The sequence below is a fragment of the Pantoea sp. SM3640 genome, from assembly GCF_015654165.1.
In the GTDB taxonomy this organism is placed as follows: Bacteria; Pseudomonadota; Gammaproteobacteria; order Enterobacterales; family Enterobacteriaceae; genus Pantoea; species Pantoea vagans.
Map to the genome: position 1 here is coordinate 2,389,019 of NZ_CP064872.1, position 17,563 is coordinate 2,406,581.

A 17,563-nucleotide genomic window follows, 5' to 3' on the forward strand; every position below is an offset into this window, starting at 1 on the left:
AGGGGATCAGGCGTCTTCGCGCATCAGTTGTTCTACTGCATCCACCACGTTCTGGACGGTACGCACCGTGCGGAAGGTTTCCGGCTTAATTTTACGGCCGGTACGTTTTTGCAGGTGAACCACCATATCGACGGCATCAATGCTGTCGAGTTCAAGATCTTCATAGAGCCGTGCCTCAGGATGGATATCCTCAGGGGCAATTTCAAACAGGCTGGTGAGCAGCGAAGCCACTTCCTGATAAATCTCTTGTTTGTTCATCATAAGGTTGTCTCCGCTTTCAGCCGCGCTGTTGGTTGATGAACGCTGCCAGCGTCGCAACAGAGAAGAAGTGGGCACGCAGGGTTTCACTCTCCGCAGAAAGTGCCACGCCATAGCGATTTTTCACTGCCAGGCCAAGTTCCAGTGCATCAATGGAGTCCAGCCCCAGTCCGTCGCCAAACAGCGCCGCGTCGGTCTCTATATCATCGGGGCTAAGATCTTCAAGGTTCAGCGTGTCGATAATCATCTGTTTGATATCGTTAATTAATGAATCCATACCGGTTTTCGTCTTACCTGTTCTGGGGGACCAGCGCCTGCTCTAAATGGCGGGTCAGGCGACGCGCGGCCAGCGGCTGCGCATCGGAATTGCTTTCACAAAACGACTGACTGTCGATTCGCGTTTGTACTCGCACGGTAAACAGCGGTTTAACCGGCGGAATCTGATACCAGCGGCTCTGTTTATCGAGCATCCGCTGGCTGCAGGTGATGTGAACCACGCGCAGATCGCATCCGGCACGCACCGCGATATTGGCGGCCCCACGCTGCAGCGTCAGCGGCTGACCATAGCGGGTACGGGTACCTTCCGGAAAGATCAGGATGTTGTCGCCGCGCGCCAGTCGCTGCTGACTGTCCGGCAGCAGCGTCTCTGCTTCACTATTGATCAGATAGTCGGCGGCGCGGATCACCCCACGCATAAAGGGGTTCTTTTGCAAATCGGCTTTGACCAGACAATCCATCTCTGGTAGTACCGAGGCGATCATCACGTAGTCGATCAGTGACGGATGATTAGCGACAATCAGGCAACCGCGATCCTGTTGCAGCTGCTCTGCCCCTTCAATGCGGTAGTCGTAGACCCCGGTTATCCGGCAGAACCGCAGAAAGCAGCGAAAGCTGAAGGCGATAGCGCGTCGGGCCAGTTGACGGCGGCGCAGCGAATCACGCTGAACCAGCAGCAGCAGATTGAAGCCAATCAGTGACAGCAGCAACCCGCCAAGGCCAAACAGCGTAAAACTCACCGCCGTCATCATTAGCCGCCAGCAGTAGTTAACGCGACTGCCCGCGAACAACGCCGGTTGTGAACAATCAGCCATGATTTCTCTCCCAGTGCCATGTCAGGCGTTCGCCTGGCAGGCTGAAGGTGGTCGATTCCGCCAGCCACTGCTGCAGAAAATGCAGGCTCTGCGGCAACCGCGGTTCTGCGCGCTCCTCTTTTCCGGCGCGGCCCGTACAGTGCAGCTCTTCGCCCGCACGCAGCAGCAGCGCCACCGCATAGGGGACATTCACGCACTGTTCCGACAGCCACGGCAGATAATAATCAGGCACGATGCCGTCAAAATCGACCAGCAGTACCTGCTGATAACCCGACTGATGCAGAGCACTGACTTCAATCAGCCCCTGCTGAAAAGAGTCTATGCCAGCCGCAATTGAGGTGGAGACCAGTGGCGCTTTTGCCGCAATGGTCAGACTGCCGACCGCCGAGTTGTGAACCGACATGGCGAAATCCGTGGGGGACATGGCCTGCTGATTCGCCAGGGTGGTGAGAATACGCAGATTACGCTCCAGTTCACCGTGACGACTGGTAAACACGATCGCGTCAACCTGCTGACGCGCCAGCAGCGCCAGCCCGCACTCTACTGCCGCACGACTGCCCCCGCTCAGACGACGTGCTGTCATCATCGGTAAAAATTGCGGCTTTGCCATCACCTCAGTCGGGTCGATAGCCATGCCCTGTTGTGCCCAGTTCTGCCAGGCCTCGCGCCCGTGTAATCCCGGAGCCAGAGCCTGCCAGTCGACCAGTGAGTAAGTGAGCTTCATCTCAACACTCTTTTCGTCATACGTGTGGAGTCGGCGTTCATCGGATCGTCACCCCTGCCCTCAGCAAAAAAGTGCGTACCGGAAATCTTCTGCCGATCCCGCATCGGGGATTCACGGTAGAGGTTTATTTGGTGGTTCAGCAATAGCAGCTCATCTGATTTGTCGGCCGGATGCCGGCGATCTTTATGCTCCGATCGTCTGTTAGCAAATCATTGCGACAGCGCACGCATTACTGAGCGGCCATGGCCGAGAGTCGTAACTGAATATCCTGATCGAGATTGGCAATCCAGCGGTTGTAGTTATTGTGGATCTCACCCTGTCCCGCTTTCAGGTTTTCACTGCTGACATAATCGATGCGGTAGTTCTGGCTGGTATAGGTAATGCGAATGGTCGCCACGAAATCACGCTGGGCCAGACGGCCATTGATCACGCCAGGAGAAACAGGCGTCATCACCCATTTACGGCCAATGCCCGCTTCAATGATCGCCAGTTTCATCTGGTTATCGGTGTAGCGCTGAGTCAGTGTCTGATTCACGTTATGAATCGGTGCCGTACGCGCGCAGCCGGTTAATAACACAGCAGCGACGACTAATGTAAAAAATGTATTTTTATTCATGATGAATCCCTTCTTTTGTTATTTATATCAATTATTTATGTGAATAACTTGCCGTGCGCAGCCTGAACTTTTCGTGCGCTTTTCCGTCTGGCTGGCTTAAAACCCGCGCATGATACCATCGAATGTAAAGACAGGTAAGCAGAAGTATGCATGGGTTTTTAGTGGTTATTTGGGGGATTAAAGCGGGGTAAGATGCGCAGTCATAGCCACAGCGCAGAGGCCGATCCTGGCCGCAGAAACTCTGGCTGCGGCTGGATCGGACCAGGCAATTACGGTGTGGAGGCCGGTGTCCAGCCACCGCCCAGCGCGCGGTAGAGATCGATTTGCGCCAGCAGCAGGTTATTTTTGACCGTCACCCGATTGAGCTGAGTTGAGAACAGGGTTCGCTGCGCATCCAGTTCATCCAGATAAGAAGCGTAGCCGTTCTGATAGCGACTGCGGGCAATGCGCAGCGCCTCCGTTACATAGGCTTCCTGCTTTTGCAGCTCCTGGAGCTGTTCCTCACCCCGTCTGATGGCATCGATGGCATCGCTGACTTCCGCGAAGGCGTTGCGTACCACTTTTTCATAGCCATAAAGTGCCTGATTGCGCGTCGCCATGGAGACATCCACCTGCGCCGTCAGCGCTTCACGGTTCAGCAGCGGCGCCAGAATGCTGCCGCCGACGCTCCACAGCCGGAACGGGTCATCCGCCAGCTGATGCAACACCGAACTCTGCAGGGTGCCGGTGGCGGTGAGATTCAGCCCTGGCAACAGCTTCGCCCGCGACGATGCCAGGCTCGCATCTGCGGCCAGTAACTGACGCTGTGCCTGCACAATGTCCGGACGGCGATTGAGCAGCTCTGAGGGTAACAGTGACGGCATCTGCTGCGGTAAGATCTGGTCGAACTGCTGATGACGGGCGATGCTGCGCGGATTCATGCCCACCAGAATGCTCAGCGCATTTTCCTGCTGGGTGATTTGATGCTGCAGCTGCGGCATCTGCGCTCTGGCTGACTGATATTCCGAGGCCGCCTGCATCCACTCCAGTCTGGAGGTGTAGCCGGTTTCAAACTGACGCTGTGCCAGCTTCAGGGAGTTGTTGCGGGTCGCCAGTGTCGCCTCCGTCACCCGCAGCTGTTCATCCAGCGCGCAGAGGTTGAGATATCCTGACGCCACCGAACTGGCGATGGTCAGCTCGGCGGCAGACGCGGCAGCCTGCTGCGCCGCTAAGGTCGCCTGTGCCGCCGAAATGCTACTGCTGCGCGCTCCCCAGAGATCGACCTCATAGTTCGCCTGTAGTAAGCCCTGGAAAACATCGGTTTCATACGGCTGGCCCGTCACTGAAGAGAGCGTGCGCTCGCGGGTCGCAGCCACCCCGGCGCTCAGCGTCGGAAAGTTATCGCCCTGCGTGGCGCGCAGCTGTGCGCGATACTGATCGACCCGGGATCGTGCCGTGAGAATATCGGGATTATTGCGTAGCGCCTGGGTCACCAGCCGGTTGAGATATTCATCATGAAACGCGCGCCACCACGCCGCCTCCGGTGCGGCAGAAGGACCGACACTATTACGCCACGCGTCGGGGATCGGCAGAGAGGACGGTGCCTTTTCAACCTGGGTGGCACAGCCTGTCAGCAGCAGCGCCATCACACCGATCAGTAAACGAACCCTCATGGTGCGCCCTCAGCAGCGGGCTGGGCGGCGGTGTCGATATTTACTTCGACCGACATACCCGGACGCAACTGATGCATATCCTGATCGTTGATGCGGATGCGAACCGGAATACGCTGTGCGATTTTAACGAAGTTGCCGGTAGCGTTATCAGGCGAAATGGCGCTGAACTCCGAGCCTGCGGCCGGCGAGATAAATTCCACCTGCCCGTTAAAGCGTTTGCCATCCAGCGCATCGACCCGAATAGTCACCGGCAGGCCGGGCCGAATATTGGCCAACTGGGTCTCTTTCAGGTTCGCGATGATCCATTTGTGATTGGGTACCACCGAGGTCAGGCGCGTACCGGCCGTGACATAAGCACCGGTGCGAACCGACAGCTGACCAAGCTGGCCATCGTCGGGCGCAGTAATACGGGTATTCGCCAGATCGATCTCTGCCAGCTCCAGCGCAGCGCGGGCGCTGTCGACATCGCCTTCCAGCGCGTCGCGGTTAACGATGACGGTTTGCAGATTCTGTTCGGCGACAGCGATCTGCGCCGCCGCCTGACGCACCTGCGCCTGGGCCTGGGCATTTGCAGCGCGGGCGGCGTCACGCTCGCGCACCGACAGCGATCCATCCGCCGTAAGATTTTCAACGCGCTTCAGATCAAAGCCGCTTTTCAGCGCCTGGGCTTTGGCATTCTCCAGCGCCGCTTTATTGCTCTGAATCGTCGCTTCTGCGCTGCGCCGCTGCTGCAGATTATTGTTAAGTGCCGCCTGCTTCATCGCCAGCTGCGCCTGCGCCTGATGCACCCGCTGGCGATAGATACGGTCGTCAATCGTCATCAGCAGCTGCCCTTTTTTCACCGGCTGCAGGTCAATCACCTCTACCGAAGTGAGATAGCCATTAACCTGCGGACTGATAAAGGTTACCTGACCGCGCACATAGGCGTTTTCGGTACTTTGTATGGCGCTGGTGAAGGGCCAGAGTTGCCAGGCGTAGAGAATAACCAGTACGCCAATCACCACAATGCCGCTGCCTGCGGCAATAGAAAGAATACGGCGGCGATTGGCGCGCTCGCGTTCCGCCGCCTGAAGATCATCCTGATGACTCATTGTTTCTCCGTTGATTCCTGTAACGCGGCCAGCTGTTGCTGCTCACGCAGGTTAAATTGCGCCTGACGCCAGTCAAGATAGCGACGTCGGGTTAAACGCCAGATCACCCACATCAGCGTGACCAGGGCAAGCGCGGCAGTTAACAGGTAGGTGTCGTTATAAGCGAGCACGTTGGCCTGCAGCGTGGCAACCGTCTGTAACTGGCTGGTGCTCTGCGCACCGCGCAGAACGTCGTCACCCACCAGCGAATTAAACAGCGCGTTGTACTGGCTGAGCCGCTCGGTAACGTTGGGATCGAGCAGTGAGAGCTGATCGCCCAGCAGGCTGGAGTGATATTTTTCCCGCCAGACCTGAAACGTTCCCAGAATCGCCGAGCCGATCAACCCGCCCAGATTCTGGCTCATGCCAAACAGCACCACAAAGCTCACCAGATTTTTCGGCTGCGTGACCACGCTGCCAATGCCCATCAGCATGGCGGGTGCCATGAAAAATGCGCTGCTGAAGCCCAGCAGAAACTGGCTGAAATACATCTCGGGGCCACGGGTCAGCGGACTGGATTGCGCATCCATCAGCGAGGCGATAATCATCACCACCAGCGAGGCGACAATCGGCCAGTTAAGATGCGCGGGCTTGATGGTCAGCGCACTGGCAGCGATGCCCACAACAACCCCGGCCATGATCGCCAGCGCCAGACCGCGCATCTGATCGTTCTGCAGGCCGATCTGCTGCAGAAAGCCAACCGCACCGGTGTTCTGTTCCGCCAGCACAATACGGATCATGATCATCACAATGCCCAGCCGCACCATCATGCCGCTGCTGAGCCAGCGAGTATTAATCAGCGGGTTGCGCCGGTTATGTTCAATGACCATGGCCGCGACAATCAGCGTCAGGGCAATCGCGGTACAGATACCGAGCCAGGGCGTGGTAAACCACCACTCAATACGGCCCAGCGTCAGTACACCGCACAACAGCGCCATGCCGGGCGCCAGCAGGATAAAGGTGACGAAGTCCATCTTCTCAAACGTTTTGATGCGATCGCCCGGAGGCAGTTTCACCAGCAGGACTCCACCGAGCGCAATCAGCGCCAGACCGAGTTCAAACAGATAGAGACCGCGCCACTCATTAAGCTGCAGTAATTCCGACGAGAATAAGCGGGCCAGCGGGATAGCCAGCTGCGAGGCCGTCAGCCCTATCACCAGCGCTTTCAGCCTGTGTTTCGCAGGCCAGGCCTGTACCTGATAGTAGATACCCAGCGAGCTGAGTGCTGCAGCTACCATGCCGTGGGCCGTGCGCACAACGATCGCAGAGCTTAAATCGTTGGCGAACAGATGAAAGAACGCCACCAGCACATAGAGCACCAGAAACGCTTCGGTAAAGACACGCAGGCCAAACTGCTGACGGAACTTCACCAGCAGCAGGTTAATGGAGATATTGCCCATCACGTAGACCGCAGGCAGCCAGGCAATCTCGTTCGACCAGGCCCCAAAGGTGCCCTGCAGATTAACCAGGTTCGCCGTGACCAGCGCATTACTCAGCGCACCAGTCAGCGAGATCAGTAAGCCGATCAGGCCAAACGCCAGACGTTTTGGCATCGGATGCAGCGGGGTCGAGGGCGAACCCGGCAGCATCGGTTTTTCATGCGGCAACCACTCGCGTGCAGCGTAGGGATTTCGCTTTGCCACTGCTACATACTTCCCATGCGGCTCAGCAGTTGTTGCAGTACGCGCTCGGTGACGGCCAGATCCTGCGGATCGATATCGGCCAGCATTTCAGTACGGAGTGCATCAGCTTCGGTTTTCACTTTAGCAAACGCTTCGTTGCCCTTTTCTGTCAGCACCAGGTGACGTTTGCGGCGATCTTCCGGCGGCTGTACCCGCGTCAGCAGTGACTGTTTGACCAGCCGATCCACCAGCGGCACCATGCTGGCATCTTCCAGTCCCAGCAGCTGCGCCAGTTCGGTCTGAGTCATGCGTTGCGGTTCACTGGCAATCAGCCCGATGGCCATCCAGCTGCTCATGCTTAAGCCGCTATCTTTGAGGTGGCGATCCACCGCCAGCCGCCAGGCATGGGCGGTCAGATGCAGTAAATGGGTAAAGGTACGGGTATGCTGAGACAAATGTTAGCAGCCTAATAGTAAGACATCTAATTGAGTGGAAGCGTTATTATACGCAAAGCGAAACACGATTGAAAAGCGTCCGGTCTGTTAAAAATTAGTGGATCACGTCAGAATGTCCAGAGGCCGTAACCGGGAGCCGGATAACATGAAACAGGCATCAGCAAACTGGGTCGATCTGCGTCGCGACGCCGTGAGTGGTATCGAGGCCCTGCGCGCCCATTTTACCGGCCACGCCTATGACCCGCACTGGCACGACAGTTACCTGATTGGCGTGACCGAGCAAGGTGTACAGCAGTTTCATTCGCGACGCAAACAGCATCAGAGTCGTCCCGGAACGGTCTTTATGCTTGAGCCGGAGGAGCTGCATGATGGTGATGCCATCAACGACAGCGGTTTTACCTATCGGATGCTCTATCTTTCGCCACAGCAGATTGCCCGCCACCGCGCCCCTGAGCAGGCTGATGCGCCCTCACCGCGTGAGCTGCGGTTTGCCGCCACGCTGCGCGATGACCGCCCGCTGGCGTATGCCGTCTGGCATGCATTTGATGCGCTGTGGCACAACCATCCTGCCATCATCAAAGAGGCAGCGATGGATAGGATGCTGAGTCAGCTCACCCCGCACCAGCAGTGGTCCCTGCCCGCGCAGCACACAGACAGAGATGCCCGGCTGGCGCTGCAGGCGCGTGACTGGCTGATTGCCCATCATGCGGATAATCCCGGTCTGGCACAGATGGCACAGCATCTTCAGACAGATCGCTTCCGGCTGTCGCGCCTGTTTCAGACGCACTGGGGTTTGCCGCCCCACGCCTGGCTGGTGCAGTGGCGACTGAGCCAGGCACGACGCCTGCTGGCGCAGGGCCAGCCTGTCGCCGATGTGGCCGCTGCGCTGGGTTTCGCCGATCAGAGTCATCTGGGCCGCTGGTTTAAGCGCGCCTGCCAGCTCTCCCCCGCCCGTTATCAGCACGCCTGCACAAATCTTCCAGACCCAGGCTGAGTCACTTGCCACAATGCGTTTTTTTCGTCAGGAGAAGCGCAATGCAGGACAAACGATGTGTGATGATACTTAATGCCGCTCTGCCGCCAGGCAAAGCGACCAACGCCGCCGCCGTGATCGCCTTAACCCTGGGACAGCGCCATCCGACATTGGTTGGTGACGCGCTGGAGGATGCAGAGAAATACCCCTCACCCGGTTTGATTACTACCGGCATTCCGGTGCTGGCTGCCTCCGGCCAGGAGCTGGATGTTTTGCGGGAACAGTGCGAACAGGCAGAGTACGATCTGGTGCTGTTTCCGGAAGCAGGCCAGAGTACCACCGATTATCAGGCGCTGGGTGACGTACTGCGGCAACAACCCCGACAGCAGTGGCGTCTGCTGGGGCTGGCTATCGTCGGCGATAAGAAAGCGCTGCGCAAACTGACGGCAAAACTGCCGCTTTTCAGTTAGTTTTTCAGCGGGAAGCAGGCTGAAACTTCCCTTGCTCCTGCGTTTCATCAGCCGAACCCATCGTTTGTATAGGTTATTTGTACAGATTTGGGTTCGGATTAATCCTTATAAGCTGCTGATAAGTGATTAATAGCACGTTTTGCCAAAGGATCCGATTGTACAGATTGCCCTTCATTGTATAAGTTTACTGCCATGAGTTGTCATGCGACTCTGTAACGAATGATGCACTTGCGTCGCCTCTGAAGGTGTCAGTGGATTTCCACCTTCAGAGGTTATTTTTTTATCTGCTCAGTTTTTGCAGCTGGCACCATCGCATCTGTCCATGTGATGGTTTTTTGATCGATTTTGTCCTGACATCCGAACCGGAATCGGGCTGTTATGAAGGGCTTACACATGCAATATATTCTTCCCCGGACCAATCAGGAAATTGCTGATTACTTTAATCCTGCCGCCAATAAGCCAGCCAGCGAGATGGAAATGCTGGGTATCCTTGTTGCAGAAATCCTGCAATCAGGCATGCCAGTGAATAATAAAGCCATTATCTCAAAGCTTATTCACCGGCTGGAACTGGAAAGCGAGAGGGAGATGCTGGACATCTACCGGCAGTTGCTTGACCTGGTGGTGCATAAAACCCCGGACGATTTTTCACTGTAATCGCGACTCCACGGAGGGAGTCACCCGCCTTTTTCTGGCATCTTCGCCAGTCGCCCGGTACTATCTGCCCCTCACATTATCCTGATTTTCCCGCCCCTCGCGCGGGAGCAAAACAACTAAAGAGCCTGCAAAACTTTATGACTCAGACCAATGATGTTGCCGCAACCGACGTTGTGGCGGGCGATATCAGTGTGGGGCGCGTTCTGCGTTCGCCTGCGCTGCTGACCCGTGAATGCCTGGCCGGTGTGATTACCGCGCTGGCGCTGATCCCTGAAGTGATCTCTTTTTCCGTTATTGCCGGTGTCGATCCGAAAGTCAGTCTGGTCGCCTCGGTGGTACTCTGCCTGACGCTATCGATACTGGGCGGTCGTCCGGCAATGGTCACGGCAGCGGCTGGTTCCGTGGCGCTGGTGATCGGGCCGATGGTCCATCTGCACGGTGTTGAATATATTCTGCCTGCGGTCGTGATGGGCGGTGTGATTCAGATTCTGTTTGGCGTCGCCGGGCTGGCGCGCATGATGCGCTATATCCCCCGCTCGGTCATGCTGGGATTTGTGAATGCCCTTGGCGTGCTGATTTTCTTTGCTCAGGTGCCGCACGTCTGGGGTCAGTCATCTCTGGTATGGATCTTCTTTGCCGTCACCCTGGCTATCGTGCTGCTGTTGCCGCGCCTGCTAAAGAGTGTTCCTTCACCTCTGGTCGCCATTGTGGTGGTGACTGCGGTCGCACTCTTAATGGGTTATCGCATGCCGAACGTGGGCGATGAAGGGCCAATGAGTCCTGGCCTGCCCGGTTTTAACAGTCTGCTGGTGCCGCTTAACCTGCAGACCCTGCAGATTATCTGGCCTACCGCACTCAGCATTGCCTTTGTCGGGCTGATGGAGTCACTGCTGACCGCCAAACTGGTTGATGACCTGACCGATACTCCCTCCAGTAAGCGACGTGAAGCCTGGGGCCTTGGGGTAGCAAATATTTTTGCCGGTTTTTATGGCGGCATCGCCGGGTGCGCGATGATAGGTCAGACGATTGTTAACGTTGAGCTGGGCCGGGCACGCAGCCGTGTCTCCACCCTGGCCGCCGGTCTGGTGCTGCTGTTGCTGGTGACCGGACTCAGCCGGATTATGGCGCAAATCCCGATGGTGGTGCTGGCCGGGATCATGATGGTGGTGGCGGTGAAAACCGTTAACTGGCATAGCCTGCAGCCCGCCACCCTGAAACGTATGCCGTGGTCAGAAACGCTGATTATGGTGCTGACGGTGGCTGTGACGGTCTGGACAGGTAATCTGGCGCTGGGCGTGCTGGCTGGGGTGATCCTCGCGATGCTGCTGTTTGCCCGTCGTATTGCGCACGTTATCCATGCGGAACGCCAGCTGAGCGACGATGGCAGCTCAGTGCGCTATGTGGTGCGTGGTCCGCTGTTCTTTGCCAGCAGCAACGATCTGTTTGAGCATTTCGATTATGCCCATGACCCGAAAAAAGTGACGATCGATTTAACCCACGCACAAATCTGGGATGCATCCAGCGTCGCGGCACTGGATGGCATTGAGTATCGCTATCAGCGTTATGGTGCAGAGGTGACCATTGAGGGGCTGGATCCACGCAGTACTGATTTCCATCAGCGCCTGACCGGTAATTTCGGCTAAGAGGGTGCGTTCTGCTGCCTCTCCGGCAGCAGAATTTACTCAGCCTGTTGTCGGCGCGCCCGGTAACGGCCCACCATCGTAATCAGCGCCTGATAGATTAAACCGGCGTAGAGACTTGTCAGAACCGCCAGACCAGGCTCCTTGCCCTGCTGCTGCCATGACATAAACCACATGAATACGCCCCACAGAACAGAGAATACCAGCCAGCCGCGGACGAACTTCATCCTGCCATTCATAACGACTCCTCTTAAATGAAGCGCTACCTTAGCGTGCTCATGCCCGCAACGCATTCCCGGCTTGCAGGAGTTGAGAGGCGTCTCAAATAATCGCCATTAATTTACGTTATGCAGCGGACGCCCGACGCTGACTGCGCGATTTTTTGTCGATTCTCTATACTTTACGTTCCGCTTACCTGATCAGGGAATTACGATGAAACGTACGGCTTATCTGTTATCGACGCTGGCTATTCTTGCTACCCTCACCGCCTGTGCACCACCACCGCCGGGCAGAGATGCCCCACCACCGCCACCGCCAGGCGGACAGCAGCCGGTTGGCGCACCGGGTGGTGTCGGTCCGGCAGGACAACCGCAGGGATAATGTATTTCAGGCCAGCCTGTCTCGCAGGCTGGCTAGTGCCGAAAGGCGCAGCCGCAGGCTGACATCTCACCCGGAATGACTTTGCCAGAATGAGAGTGACGCTGCTGTAATTGCCCCTCTTCATCGCTGTTTTCTGCCTGCTGACCCAGCCAGCGATCAAATGCGCGGCCGATGATTTGTCTGACGTCCGGTGACCAGCTGGTAAGATGCCAGGTCGGACTGCGGGCTTCCTCAGTGTCACCAAACCCTGCCACCGCCAGATGCGTACCCTGACCAAAATCGCGTACTGCCTGTATCGCACCAAACGCCAGCAGATCGCTTTCACAGAAAAGTGCCTGAATGCGCTCAGCGGCACGGGTCTTTTTCAGATACTGCATCATCGCCTGATAAGCGCCGTCACGGTCGTCAGCGGCAGCAGTGAGTTCTGCATCCAGCGTCATGCCTGCCGCCTGTAATGTGGTGCAGTAGCTCTGCTTCTGCGCCACGTCACCGGGCTGGATCTGCAAAAAGCCAAACCGCTGATGCCCCTGTGCGAGCAGTAACGCTGCTGTCACTTCGCCCGCCCGCAGCGCATCCGCCTGCCATTCAGGCTCTGCGTCAATCTCCAGCACCGGCAGATTACAGGCACTGATGGCCTTGTTTCCGGGCAACAGCAGCAGACCCCGCAGCGCAAGGGGCGTCGCCTGCTGGATGAGAGCTGTCAGTGCCACGTCAGTTTCGGCATTCAGCAGCACCGTGATAACCCCGCGCGCATTGAGCTGGCGCGTGACCTCATCCAGTATTTTCTGTTGAGAGGGATTGCGCAGCTGGCTGGCGACAACGCCGATAATCGGGGGTAAAGCCGGTTCCGTTAAGTCAGGAATAGACGGTGTACTCATTGGCGTTAGCTTCTCTGAGACGGCAAACAATCCTCCACTTTACGATAAGCCAGGGTGTTTCAACAGGTTACAGAGTTCGATGTGGGCCGCAAAAATGAGTGAAATCAGATGTAACTGAGTTTGCGGTGGCAGAGCAGCAGGCGTTAAGAAGAGGCGAGAGAAGGACCGGGCAGCAGGCGTTAAGAAGAGGCGAGAGAAGGACCGGGCAGCAGGAATTGAACCCGCATCGTCAACCCATTAAGAGTTGCAGTAATACCTTTATACCATGCCCGAAAAGTTTGCCTGGAAAGCACACTATGTAGACTGTAGACAAGGTTAGTGCTCCTTTCAGAACTGACAAGCGCAAGCGGCGTGTTTATTCAGCAATCGCTGCTTAAACCCATAAACCAGGCGCGGGCACCTGCAGACATTGATTATTCCGCTAACCTTAAATTTCAGGCAGCCTGTCCCGCCCGGGACGTATGGCCAAACTTATATAGAGGTCAAGACTATGCCTTCAGGACAATTCTACGTGGTTGATCAGCCCGAACTGAGTTTTACCGCCAACTATCGTCTGGATAAGGTCAATGACAAACCCTTTGCCTCGCGGATGGTTCTGGAGATTCAGAAGCAGTCGCAGCCAACAGATGCATTCGATGCTATCAGCATCGGGCATGAAGTGACCTTTGTTTCATCCAGTGGAGAGGCGCAAAGAATGGTGCTGGTAAGTGATACAGCTGATGAGCTGGTGTTCAGCTCCCGCGGCTAACGGCGGCTGATACTACCAGTCGGATGTTTCGTCACCGTCGCGCCAGATAACAGACACAAAAAAACCGCCCTTGGGCGGTTACGACATTACTGCATATTACTTTGTTTTATTCTTTTTCTGCGGCAGAAATATGGTGCCCGGGGCGGGACTTGAACCCGCACAGCCTTACAGCCGAGGGATTTTAAATCCCTTGTGTCTACCGATTTCACCACCCGGGCAGGGTGTAACTGGAGGCGCGTCCCGGAGTCGAACCGAGGTACACGGATTTGCAATCCGCTGCATAGCCACTCTGCCAACGCGCCTTAAACTGATATGCCGTCAGGCTAACCTGACCTGCGAATCTGGAGCGGGAAACGAGACTCGAACTCGCGACCCCGACCTTGGCAAGGTCGTGCTCTACCAACTGAGCTATTCCCGCAATTTTCAGCAATTTCGTCGAACCTGCTGATTTTATTTATCTTCTGGCAGCCTGGCTGCCGTTCGATGCGTTGCATTCTACTTAGATGACGCAATGAGTCAATAAAATTATCCTCACAGCGTGTCCGTTTGCTGCTTTTTAAATCGTATCGATCACGGTTCGAGCAGATCGCCGCGCGCAGCGCTTAAATACTGGAACATAGACCAGAAAGTCAGCACTGCAGCAATGTATAACGCGACTACGCCAACCGCCACAACGGTAGCATCAGGACGCCACAGTAAGGCAAACAGGGAGAACATCTGAGCGGTGGTTTTCACTTTACCAATCCAGGAAACCGACACGCTGCTGCGTTTGCCAATCTCCGCCATCCATTCACGCAGTGCAGAGATAATGATCTCGCGGGCAATCATAGTGGCTGCAGGCAGCGTAATCCACCAGGCGTGGAAATATTCCGCCACCAGCACCAGCGCAATCGCCACCATCACTTTATCCGCTACCGGATCGAGAAACGCACCAAAGCGCGTCGTCTGCTTCCAGCGGCGCGCCAGAAAGCCATCAAACCAGTCGGTGATGGCAGCAAAAACGAAAATCAGTGCGGTAGCCAGTGGCGCCCAGGTGAACGGCAGATAGAAAGCCAGCACAAAGAACGGAATGAGCACGACTCGAAACAGGGTGAGACACGTCGGGATGTTTAATTGCATATGCCGGTAACTGTCTGGATATAGGTAAAATTTAGCCTATGTTCCTACATTGCCCCCCCTGTTTCAATGCTAGTGTTTCAACGAGTAGTATATTTTTTCTGCCAGCGCGTGTGAGATGCCAGGTACATTGGCGATCTCCTCCACTGACGCATTCATCAGCGGCTGCAGGCCACCCATGTACTTAAGCAGTTGCTGACGCCGTTTCGGCCCTACGCCTTCGATGCTTTCCAGTGCGCTGGTGTTCTTTACTTTGGCTCGTTTTTTACGATGACCTGAAATGGCATGATTGTGAGCGTCATCACGAATGTGCTGAATTACATGCAGTGCTGGCGCATCCGGTGGCAGCGAAACACCCTCACCTTCCGCCTCAAAGAACAGCGTTTCTAATCCGGCTTTACGGTCGCTGCCTTTGGCGACACCGAGTAAAATGGGCCGTTTTTTGTCCCAGGGCACATCCAGCTCCGCGAAAACCTGCTTCGCCTGAGAGAGCTGGCCTTTACCGCCATCGATCAGAATCACATCCGGGATTTTATCTTCTTCAATCGCTTTACCATACCGGCGTCGTAACACCTGATTCATGGCAGCATAATCATCGCCCGGCGTAATGCCGGTGATGTTATAGCGACGATAGTCAGCACGCAGCGGACCATTCTGGTCGAACACCACACAGGAGGCGATGGTCTGCTCACCCATGGTGTGGCTGATATCGAAACACTCCATGCGCGTGATCCGGTCGAGCTCAAGAAACTCTGCCAGGGCCATCAGCCGCTGATGAATCGTGGAGTGCTGCGACAGACGTGTGGTTAATGCCGTCGCGGCGTTAGTGCGCGCCAGCTTAAGATAACGGGCGCGATCGCCGCGCGGCTTGCTCTGGATATTCACCCGGCGTCCTGCCAGTGCACTGAGCGACTCCGCCAGCAGCTCACGCTCCGGCAGGGTAAAGTCCAGCAGAATATCACCCGGCAGCGTGCGTGCCTCGCTGCCCTGCAGATAGAACTGCCCGACAAAGGTCTGAACCACTTCGGCCAGGTCGGTATCCACCGGCACTTTCGGGAAATAGCTGCGGCTGCCCAACACTTTGCCCTGACGGATAAACAGCACGTGAAGACAGGCCATGCCTGCTTCATATGCCACACCCATCACATCCAGGTCATCACCCTGATTGGAGACAAACTGCTTTTCGGTGATACGGCGCACAGCCTGAATCTGATCGCGCAGTCGTGCCGCTTCTTCGAAGCGCAGGCCAATGCTCGCCTCTTCCATACGTTTGACCAGCTGATTGAGAACCTGATCGTCTTTACCGGCTAAAAACAGGCGTACGTAATCCGTCTGCTGCGCATACTCCTCTTCACTGACCAGGCCCGCGACACAGGGTCCAAGACAGCGACCGATCTGATATTGCAGACAGGGCCGGGAGCGATTGCGGTAGACGCTGTTTTCACACTGGCGGACAGGAAAGACTTTTTGCAGCAGGCCCAGCGTTTCGCGCACCGCATAGCCGTTAGGGAACGGGCCAAAGTATTCACCTTTGGCATGCTTTGCACCACGGTGCATCGCCAGTCGCGGATGGGTATCGCTGCTGAGAAAAATATAGGGATATGATTTATCGTCGCGCAGCAGTACGTTATAGCGCGGCTGATAGAGCTTAATGTAGTTATGCTCAAGCAGCAGCGCTTCGGTTTCGGTGTGGGTAACGGTGACATCGATGTGCTGGATATTGCTGACCAGCGCTTCGGTTTTGCGGCTGCCGACCTGGGTACGGAAGTAGCTGGTGAGACGCTTCTTCAGGTCTTTGGCTTTGCCCACATAGATGACGGTGCCTGAAGCGTCATACATGCGGTAAACACCGGGTTTGCTGGTTACCGTACTCAGAAAGGCTTTGGAATCAAAAACGTCATTCACTACTGATTAACGGCTCCGCATTATAGAGGCCATGTCGAATGGCCAGATGCGTTAACTCTACGTCGCCACTGATATTCAGCTTACTGAACATCCGGTAGCGGTAACTGTTAACGGTTTTAGGACTGAGATTTAACTGCTCGGAAATTTCCGTCACCTTTTGTCCCCGGGTGATCATCAGCATAATCTGCAATTCCCTTTCCGACAAACAGCTGAAAGGCGATTCCGCTTTTTGCGGCTCAATCTGGCTCAGCGCCATCTGTTGAGCAATGTCTGACGCGATGTAGCGCTGACCGGCATTTACCGAGCGAATCGCATTAATCACTTCCTGTGGCGCAGCCCCTTTACTGAGGTAGCCTGCTGCACCCGCCTGCATAACCTTCGCAGGCAGCGGATTTTCCGTGTGAATGGTCAGCATGATAATTTTGATATCAGGATTATAACGCACGATTTTGCGCGTCGCCTCCAGTCCGCCGATCCCCGGCATGTTCATATCCATGAGGATCACATCAACCTGATTGGCACGGCACCATCTGGCGGCATCCTCGCCACAGTTGACCTCTCCGACCACGGCCAGACCTTTCACATCCTCCAGGATGCGACGGATACCCGCGCGGACAAGTTCATGGTCATCAACAAGAAGCACACTGATCAACGGGGAAACTCCAGAGGCTAAAAAAGAAGAAGTAATTCACGATTTCAGGCATCAATCATACCCGCTTTTACCTCAAAAGCACATCAACAAAGCAAAACAGTGTAAGCATTACATTATTGCTGTCAGGCCCGTCCGGAAGAGATTAACCGGCGGTGATGATAAAAGATCGGATCGCGAAAAAATAAATAAATGTTATTATTTTCAGTGGATTAACACCGTCTCGCTTTAAGGTTTAGTGCCGTACATCCTCGCCACGGCTGAGTTGATGAAGCCTGTGATTACTTTCAGCGATTGATTAGTTGTACTGGACAAACCAGCCTTTGAAGGCGAAGCGAAGCGCCCGTCTCAGCAACTTAGTGCCCCTGTGATATACTCACGC

At 55.8% G+C, this 17,563-nt stretch carries 20 protein-coding genes and 4 tRNA genes; 6 read left to right on the forward strand and 18 right to left on the reverse strand.

Translation table 11 applies throughout. The annotated features are described in order from the left end of the window. Positions 1–6: 6 nt before the first annotated feature. The 9 genes from IV493_RS11100 to IV493_RS11140 all read right to left on the reverse strand — a co-directional run bounded on the left by IV493_RS11100 (position 7) and on the right by IV493_RS11140 (position 7,548). Positions 7–261, reverse strand: a complete 255-nt coding sequence (locus IV493_RS11100; RefSeq protein ID WP_195857144.1) for an acyl carrier protein — start codon at positions 259–261, stop codon at positions 7–9. 16 nt (positions 262–277) lie between these two features. After that, positions 278–535 (reverse strand): phosphopantetheine-binding protein, encoded by a 258-nt coding sequence (locus tag IV493_RS11105; RefSeq protein ID WP_195857145.1) that lies wholly within the window; start codon positions 533–535, stop codon positions 278–280. 13 nt (positions 536–548) lie between these two features. After that, positions 549–1,349 carry a 1-acyl-sn-glycerol-3-phosphate acyltransferase gene (locus tag IV493_RS11110; protein ID WP_195857146.1) on the reverse strand — a complete coding sequence of 267 codons (801 nt, stop codon included), beginning with the start codon at positions 1,347–1,349 and terminating at the stop codon, positions 549–551. Next, complete coding sequence (locus IV493_RS11115) at positions 1,342–2,073, reverse strand: beta-ketoacyl synthase chain length factor (protein WP_195857147.1); 732 nt, start codon at positions 2,071–2,073, stop codon at positions 1,342–1,344. Before IV493_RS11115 ends, IV493_RS11110 begins: the two co-directional genes overlap by 8 nt. A 229-nt stretch (positions 2,074–2,302) precedes the next feature. Beyond that, a complete protein-coding gene (locus IV493_RS11120) occupies positions 2,303–2,689 on the reverse strand; it encodes a hypothetical protein (RefSeq protein ID WP_033782581.1) in 387 nt (128 codons plus the stop codon). Positions 2,690–2,958: 269 nt separating this feature from the next. Further along, entirely contained in the window at positions 2,959–4,341 is a 1,383-nt protein-coding gene (locus tag IV493_RS11125) for an efflux transporter outer membrane subunit (protein ID WP_195857148.1), read from the reverse strand. Next, positions 4,338–5,432, reverse strand: a complete 1,095-nt coding sequence (locus IV493_RS11130) for an HlyD family secretion protein (RefSeq protein WP_013357396.1) — start codon at positions 5,430–5,432, stop codon at positions 4,338–4,340. Before IV493_RS11130 ends, IV493_RS11125 begins: the two co-directional genes overlap by 4 nt. Next, positions 5,429–7,114: an MFS transporter gene (locus tag IV493_RS11135; RefSeq protein ID WP_013357395.1), complete on the reverse strand. Its 1,686-nt coding sequence runs from the start codon at positions 7,112–7,114 to the stop codon at positions 5,429–5,431. Before IV493_RS11135 ends, IV493_RS11130 begins: the two co-directional genes overlap by 4 nt. A 2-nt stretch (positions 7,115–7,116) precedes the next feature. After that, entirely contained in the window at positions 7,117–7,548 is a 432-nt protein-coding gene (locus IV493_RS11140; protein WP_013357394.1) for a MarR family winged helix-turn-helix transcriptional regulator, read from the reverse strand. Positions 7,549–7,693: 145 nt separating this feature from the next. Here IV493_RS11140 and IV493_RS11145 point away from each other — a divergent pair, with 145 nt between their 5' ends. From IV493_RS11145 to IV493_RS11160, 4 genes are all read left to right on the forward strand, one after another. Next, positions 7,694–8,542 carry an AraC family transcriptional regulator gene (locus tag IV493_RS11145; RefSeq protein ID WP_147788417.1) on the forward strand — a complete coding sequence of 283 codons (849 nt, stop codon included), beginning with the start codon at positions 7,694–7,696 and terminating at the stop codon, positions 8,540–8,542. Between the two features lie 41 nt (positions 8,543–8,583). Further along, positions 8,584–8,991 carry a DUF2000 domain-containing protein gene (locus tag IV493_RS11150; RefSeq protein ID WP_195857149.1) on the forward strand — a complete coding sequence of 136 codons (408 nt, stop codon included), beginning with the start codon at positions 8,584–8,586 and terminating at the stop codon, positions 8,989–8,991. A 393-nt stretch (positions 8,992–9,384) separates the two neighbouring features. Continuing rightward, a complete protein-coding gene (locus tag IV493_RS11155) occupies positions 9,385–9,645 on the forward strand; it encodes a biofilm/acid-resistance regulator YmgB/AriR (protein WP_147788419.1) in 261 nt (86 codons plus the stop codon). Positions 9,646–9,782: 137 nt separating this feature from the next. After that, the gene (locus tag IV493_RS11160) at positions 9,783–11,288 is read left to right on the forward strand and encodes a SulP family inorganic anion transporter (protein ID WP_179291175.1); all 1,506 of its coding nucleotides are present in this window, start codon (positions 9,783–9,785) and stop codon (positions 11,286–11,288) included. A gap of 35 nt (positions 11,289–11,323) precedes the next feature. Here IV493_RS11160 and IV493_RS11165 read toward each other — a convergent pair whose 3' ends face one another. Further along, on the reverse strand, positions 11,324–11,524 hold the full coding sequence (locus IV493_RS11165; protein ID WP_195857150.1) for a DUF6404 family protein: 201 nt from the start codon (positions 11,522–11,524) through the stop codon (positions 11,324–11,326). A gap of 193 nt (positions 11,525–11,717) precedes the next feature. Here IV493_RS11165 and IV493_RS11170 point away from each other — a divergent pair, with 193 nt between their 5' ends. Further along, positions 11,718–11,885 (forward strand): hypothetical protein, encoded by a 168-nt coding sequence (locus tag IV493_RS11170; protein ID WP_013357388.1) that lies wholly within the window; start codon positions 11,718–11,720, stop codon positions 11,883–11,885. 32 nt (positions 11,886–11,917) lie between these two features. Here IV493_RS11170 and IV493_RS11175 read toward each other — a convergent pair whose 3' ends face one another. Continuing rightward, positions 11,918–12,763, reverse strand: coding sequence for a substrate-binding domain-containing protein (locus tag IV493_RS11175; RefSeq protein ID WP_195857151.1), 846 nt, complete (start codon positions 12,761–12,763; stop codon positions 11,918–11,920). A 200-nt stretch (positions 12,764–12,963) separates the two neighbouring features. Further along, a tRNA-Lys gene (locus IV493_RS11180) sits at positions 12,964–13,036 on the reverse strand. 217 nt (positions 13,037–13,253) lie between these two features. On the opposite strand from IV493_RS11180, the gene IV493_RS11185 reads away from it, so the two are divergent. Next, on the forward strand, positions 13,254–13,511 hold the full coding sequence (locus IV493_RS11185) for a hypothetical protein (RefSeq protein ID WP_013357386.1): 258 nt from the start codon (positions 13,254–13,256) through the stop codon (positions 13,509–13,511). 131 nt (positions 13,512–13,642) lie between these two features. On the opposite strand, the gene IV493_RS11190 is transcribed toward IV493_RS11185, so the two are convergent. From IV493_RS11190 to uvrY, 6 genes are all read right to left on the reverse strand, one after another. Further along, positions 13,643–13,729: transfer RNA gene (locus IV493_RS11190), tRNA-Leu, on the reverse strand. Between the two features lie 10 nt (positions 13,730–13,739). Next, positions 13,740–13,813: transfer RNA gene (locus IV493_RS11195), tRNA-Cys, on the reverse strand. 40 nt (positions 13,814–13,853) lie between these two features. Beyond that, positions 13,854–13,929, reverse strand: a tRNA-Gly gene (locus tag IV493_RS11200). Positions 13,930–14,081: 152 nt separating this feature from the next. After that, positions 14,082–14,630, reverse strand: coding sequence for a CDP-diacylglycerol--glycerol-3-phosphate 3-phosphatidyltransferase (gene pgsA / locus IV493_RS11205; RefSeq protein ID WP_013357385.1), 549 nt, complete (start codon positions 14,628–14,630; stop codon positions 14,082–14,084). Positions 14,631–14,699: 69 nt separating this feature from the next. Further along, entirely contained in the window at positions 14,700–16,532 is a 1,833-nt protein-coding gene (gene uvrC / locus IV493_RS11210; RefSeq protein ID WP_095707411.1) for an excinuclease ABC subunit UvrC, read from the reverse strand. Beyond that, positions 16,525–17,184: a UvrY/SirA/GacA family response regulator transcription factor gene (uvrY, locus tag IV493_RS11215; protein ID WP_013357383.1), complete on the reverse strand. Its 660-nt coding sequence runs from the start codon at positions 17,182–17,184 to the stop codon at positions 16,525–16,527. The genes uvrC and uvrY overlap by 8 nt, the downstream gene beginning before the upstream one ends. Positions 17,185–17,563: the final 379 nt, after the last annotated feature.

Bases quoted from the DNA above. Each gene is read 5' to 3' on its own strand.
- IV493_RS11100 (WP_195857144.1), bottom strand. From the start codon at position 261: ATGATGAACAAACAAGAGATTTATCAGGAAGTGGCTTCGCTGCTCACC.
- IV493_RS11105 (WP_195857145.1), bottom strand. From the start codon at position 535: ATGGATTCATTAATTAACGATATCAAACAGATGATTATCGACACGCTG.
- IV493_RS11110 (WP_195857146.1), bottom strand. From the start codon at position 1,349: ATGGCTGATTGTTCACAACCGGCGTTGTTCGCGGGCAGTCGCGTTAAC.
- IV493_RS11115 (WP_195857147.1), bottom strand. From the start codon at position 2,073: ATGAAGCTCACTTACTCACTGGTCGACTGGCAGGCTCTGGCTCCGGGA.
- IV493_RS11120 (WP_033782581.1), bottom strand. From the start codon at position 2,689: ATGAATAAAAATACATTTTTTACATTAGTCGTCGCTGCTGTGTTATTA.
- IV493_RS11125 (WP_195857148.1), bottom strand. From the start codon at position 4,341: ATGAGGGTTCGTTTACTGATCGGTGTGATGGCGCTGCTGCTGACAGGC.
- IV493_RS11130 (WP_013357396.1), bottom strand. From the start codon at position 5,432: ATGAGTCATCAGGATGATCTTCAGGCGGCGGAACGCGAGCGCGCCAAT.
- IV493_RS11145 (WP_147788417.1), top strand. From the start codon at position 7,694: ATGAAACAGGCATCAGCAAACTGGGTCGATCTGCGTCGCGACGCCGTG.
- IV493_RS11150 (WP_195857149.1), top strand. From the start codon at position 8,584: ATGCAGGACAAACGATGTGTGATGATACTTAATGCCGCTCTGCCGCCA.
- IV493_RS11155 (WP_147788419.1), top strand. From the start codon at position 9,385: ATGCAATATATTCTTCCCCGGACCAATCAGGAAATTGCTGATTACTTT.
- IV493_RS11160 (WP_179291175.1), top strand. From the start codon at position 9,783: ATGACTCAGACCAATGATGTTGCCGCAACCGACGTTGTGGCGGGCGAT.
- IV493_RS11165 (WP_195857150.1), bottom strand. From the start codon at position 11,524: ATGAATGGCAGGATGAAGTTCGTCCGCGGCTGGCTGGTATTCTCTGTT.
- IV493_RS11170 (WP_013357388.1), top strand. From the start codon at position 11,718: ATGAAACGTACGGCTTATCTGTTATCGACGCTGGCTATTCTTGCTACC.
- IV493_RS11175 (WP_195857151.1), bottom strand. From the start codon at position 12,763: ATGAGTACACCGTCTATTCCTGACTTAACGGAACCGGCTTTACCCCCG.
- IV493_RS11185 (WP_013357386.1), top strand. From the start codon at position 13,254: ATGCCTTCAGGACAATTCTACGTGGTTGATCAGCCCGAACTGAGTTTT.
- pgsA (WP_013357385.1), bottom strand. From the start codon at position 14,630: ATGCAATTAAACATCCCGACGTGTCTCACCCTGTTTCGAGTCGTGCTC.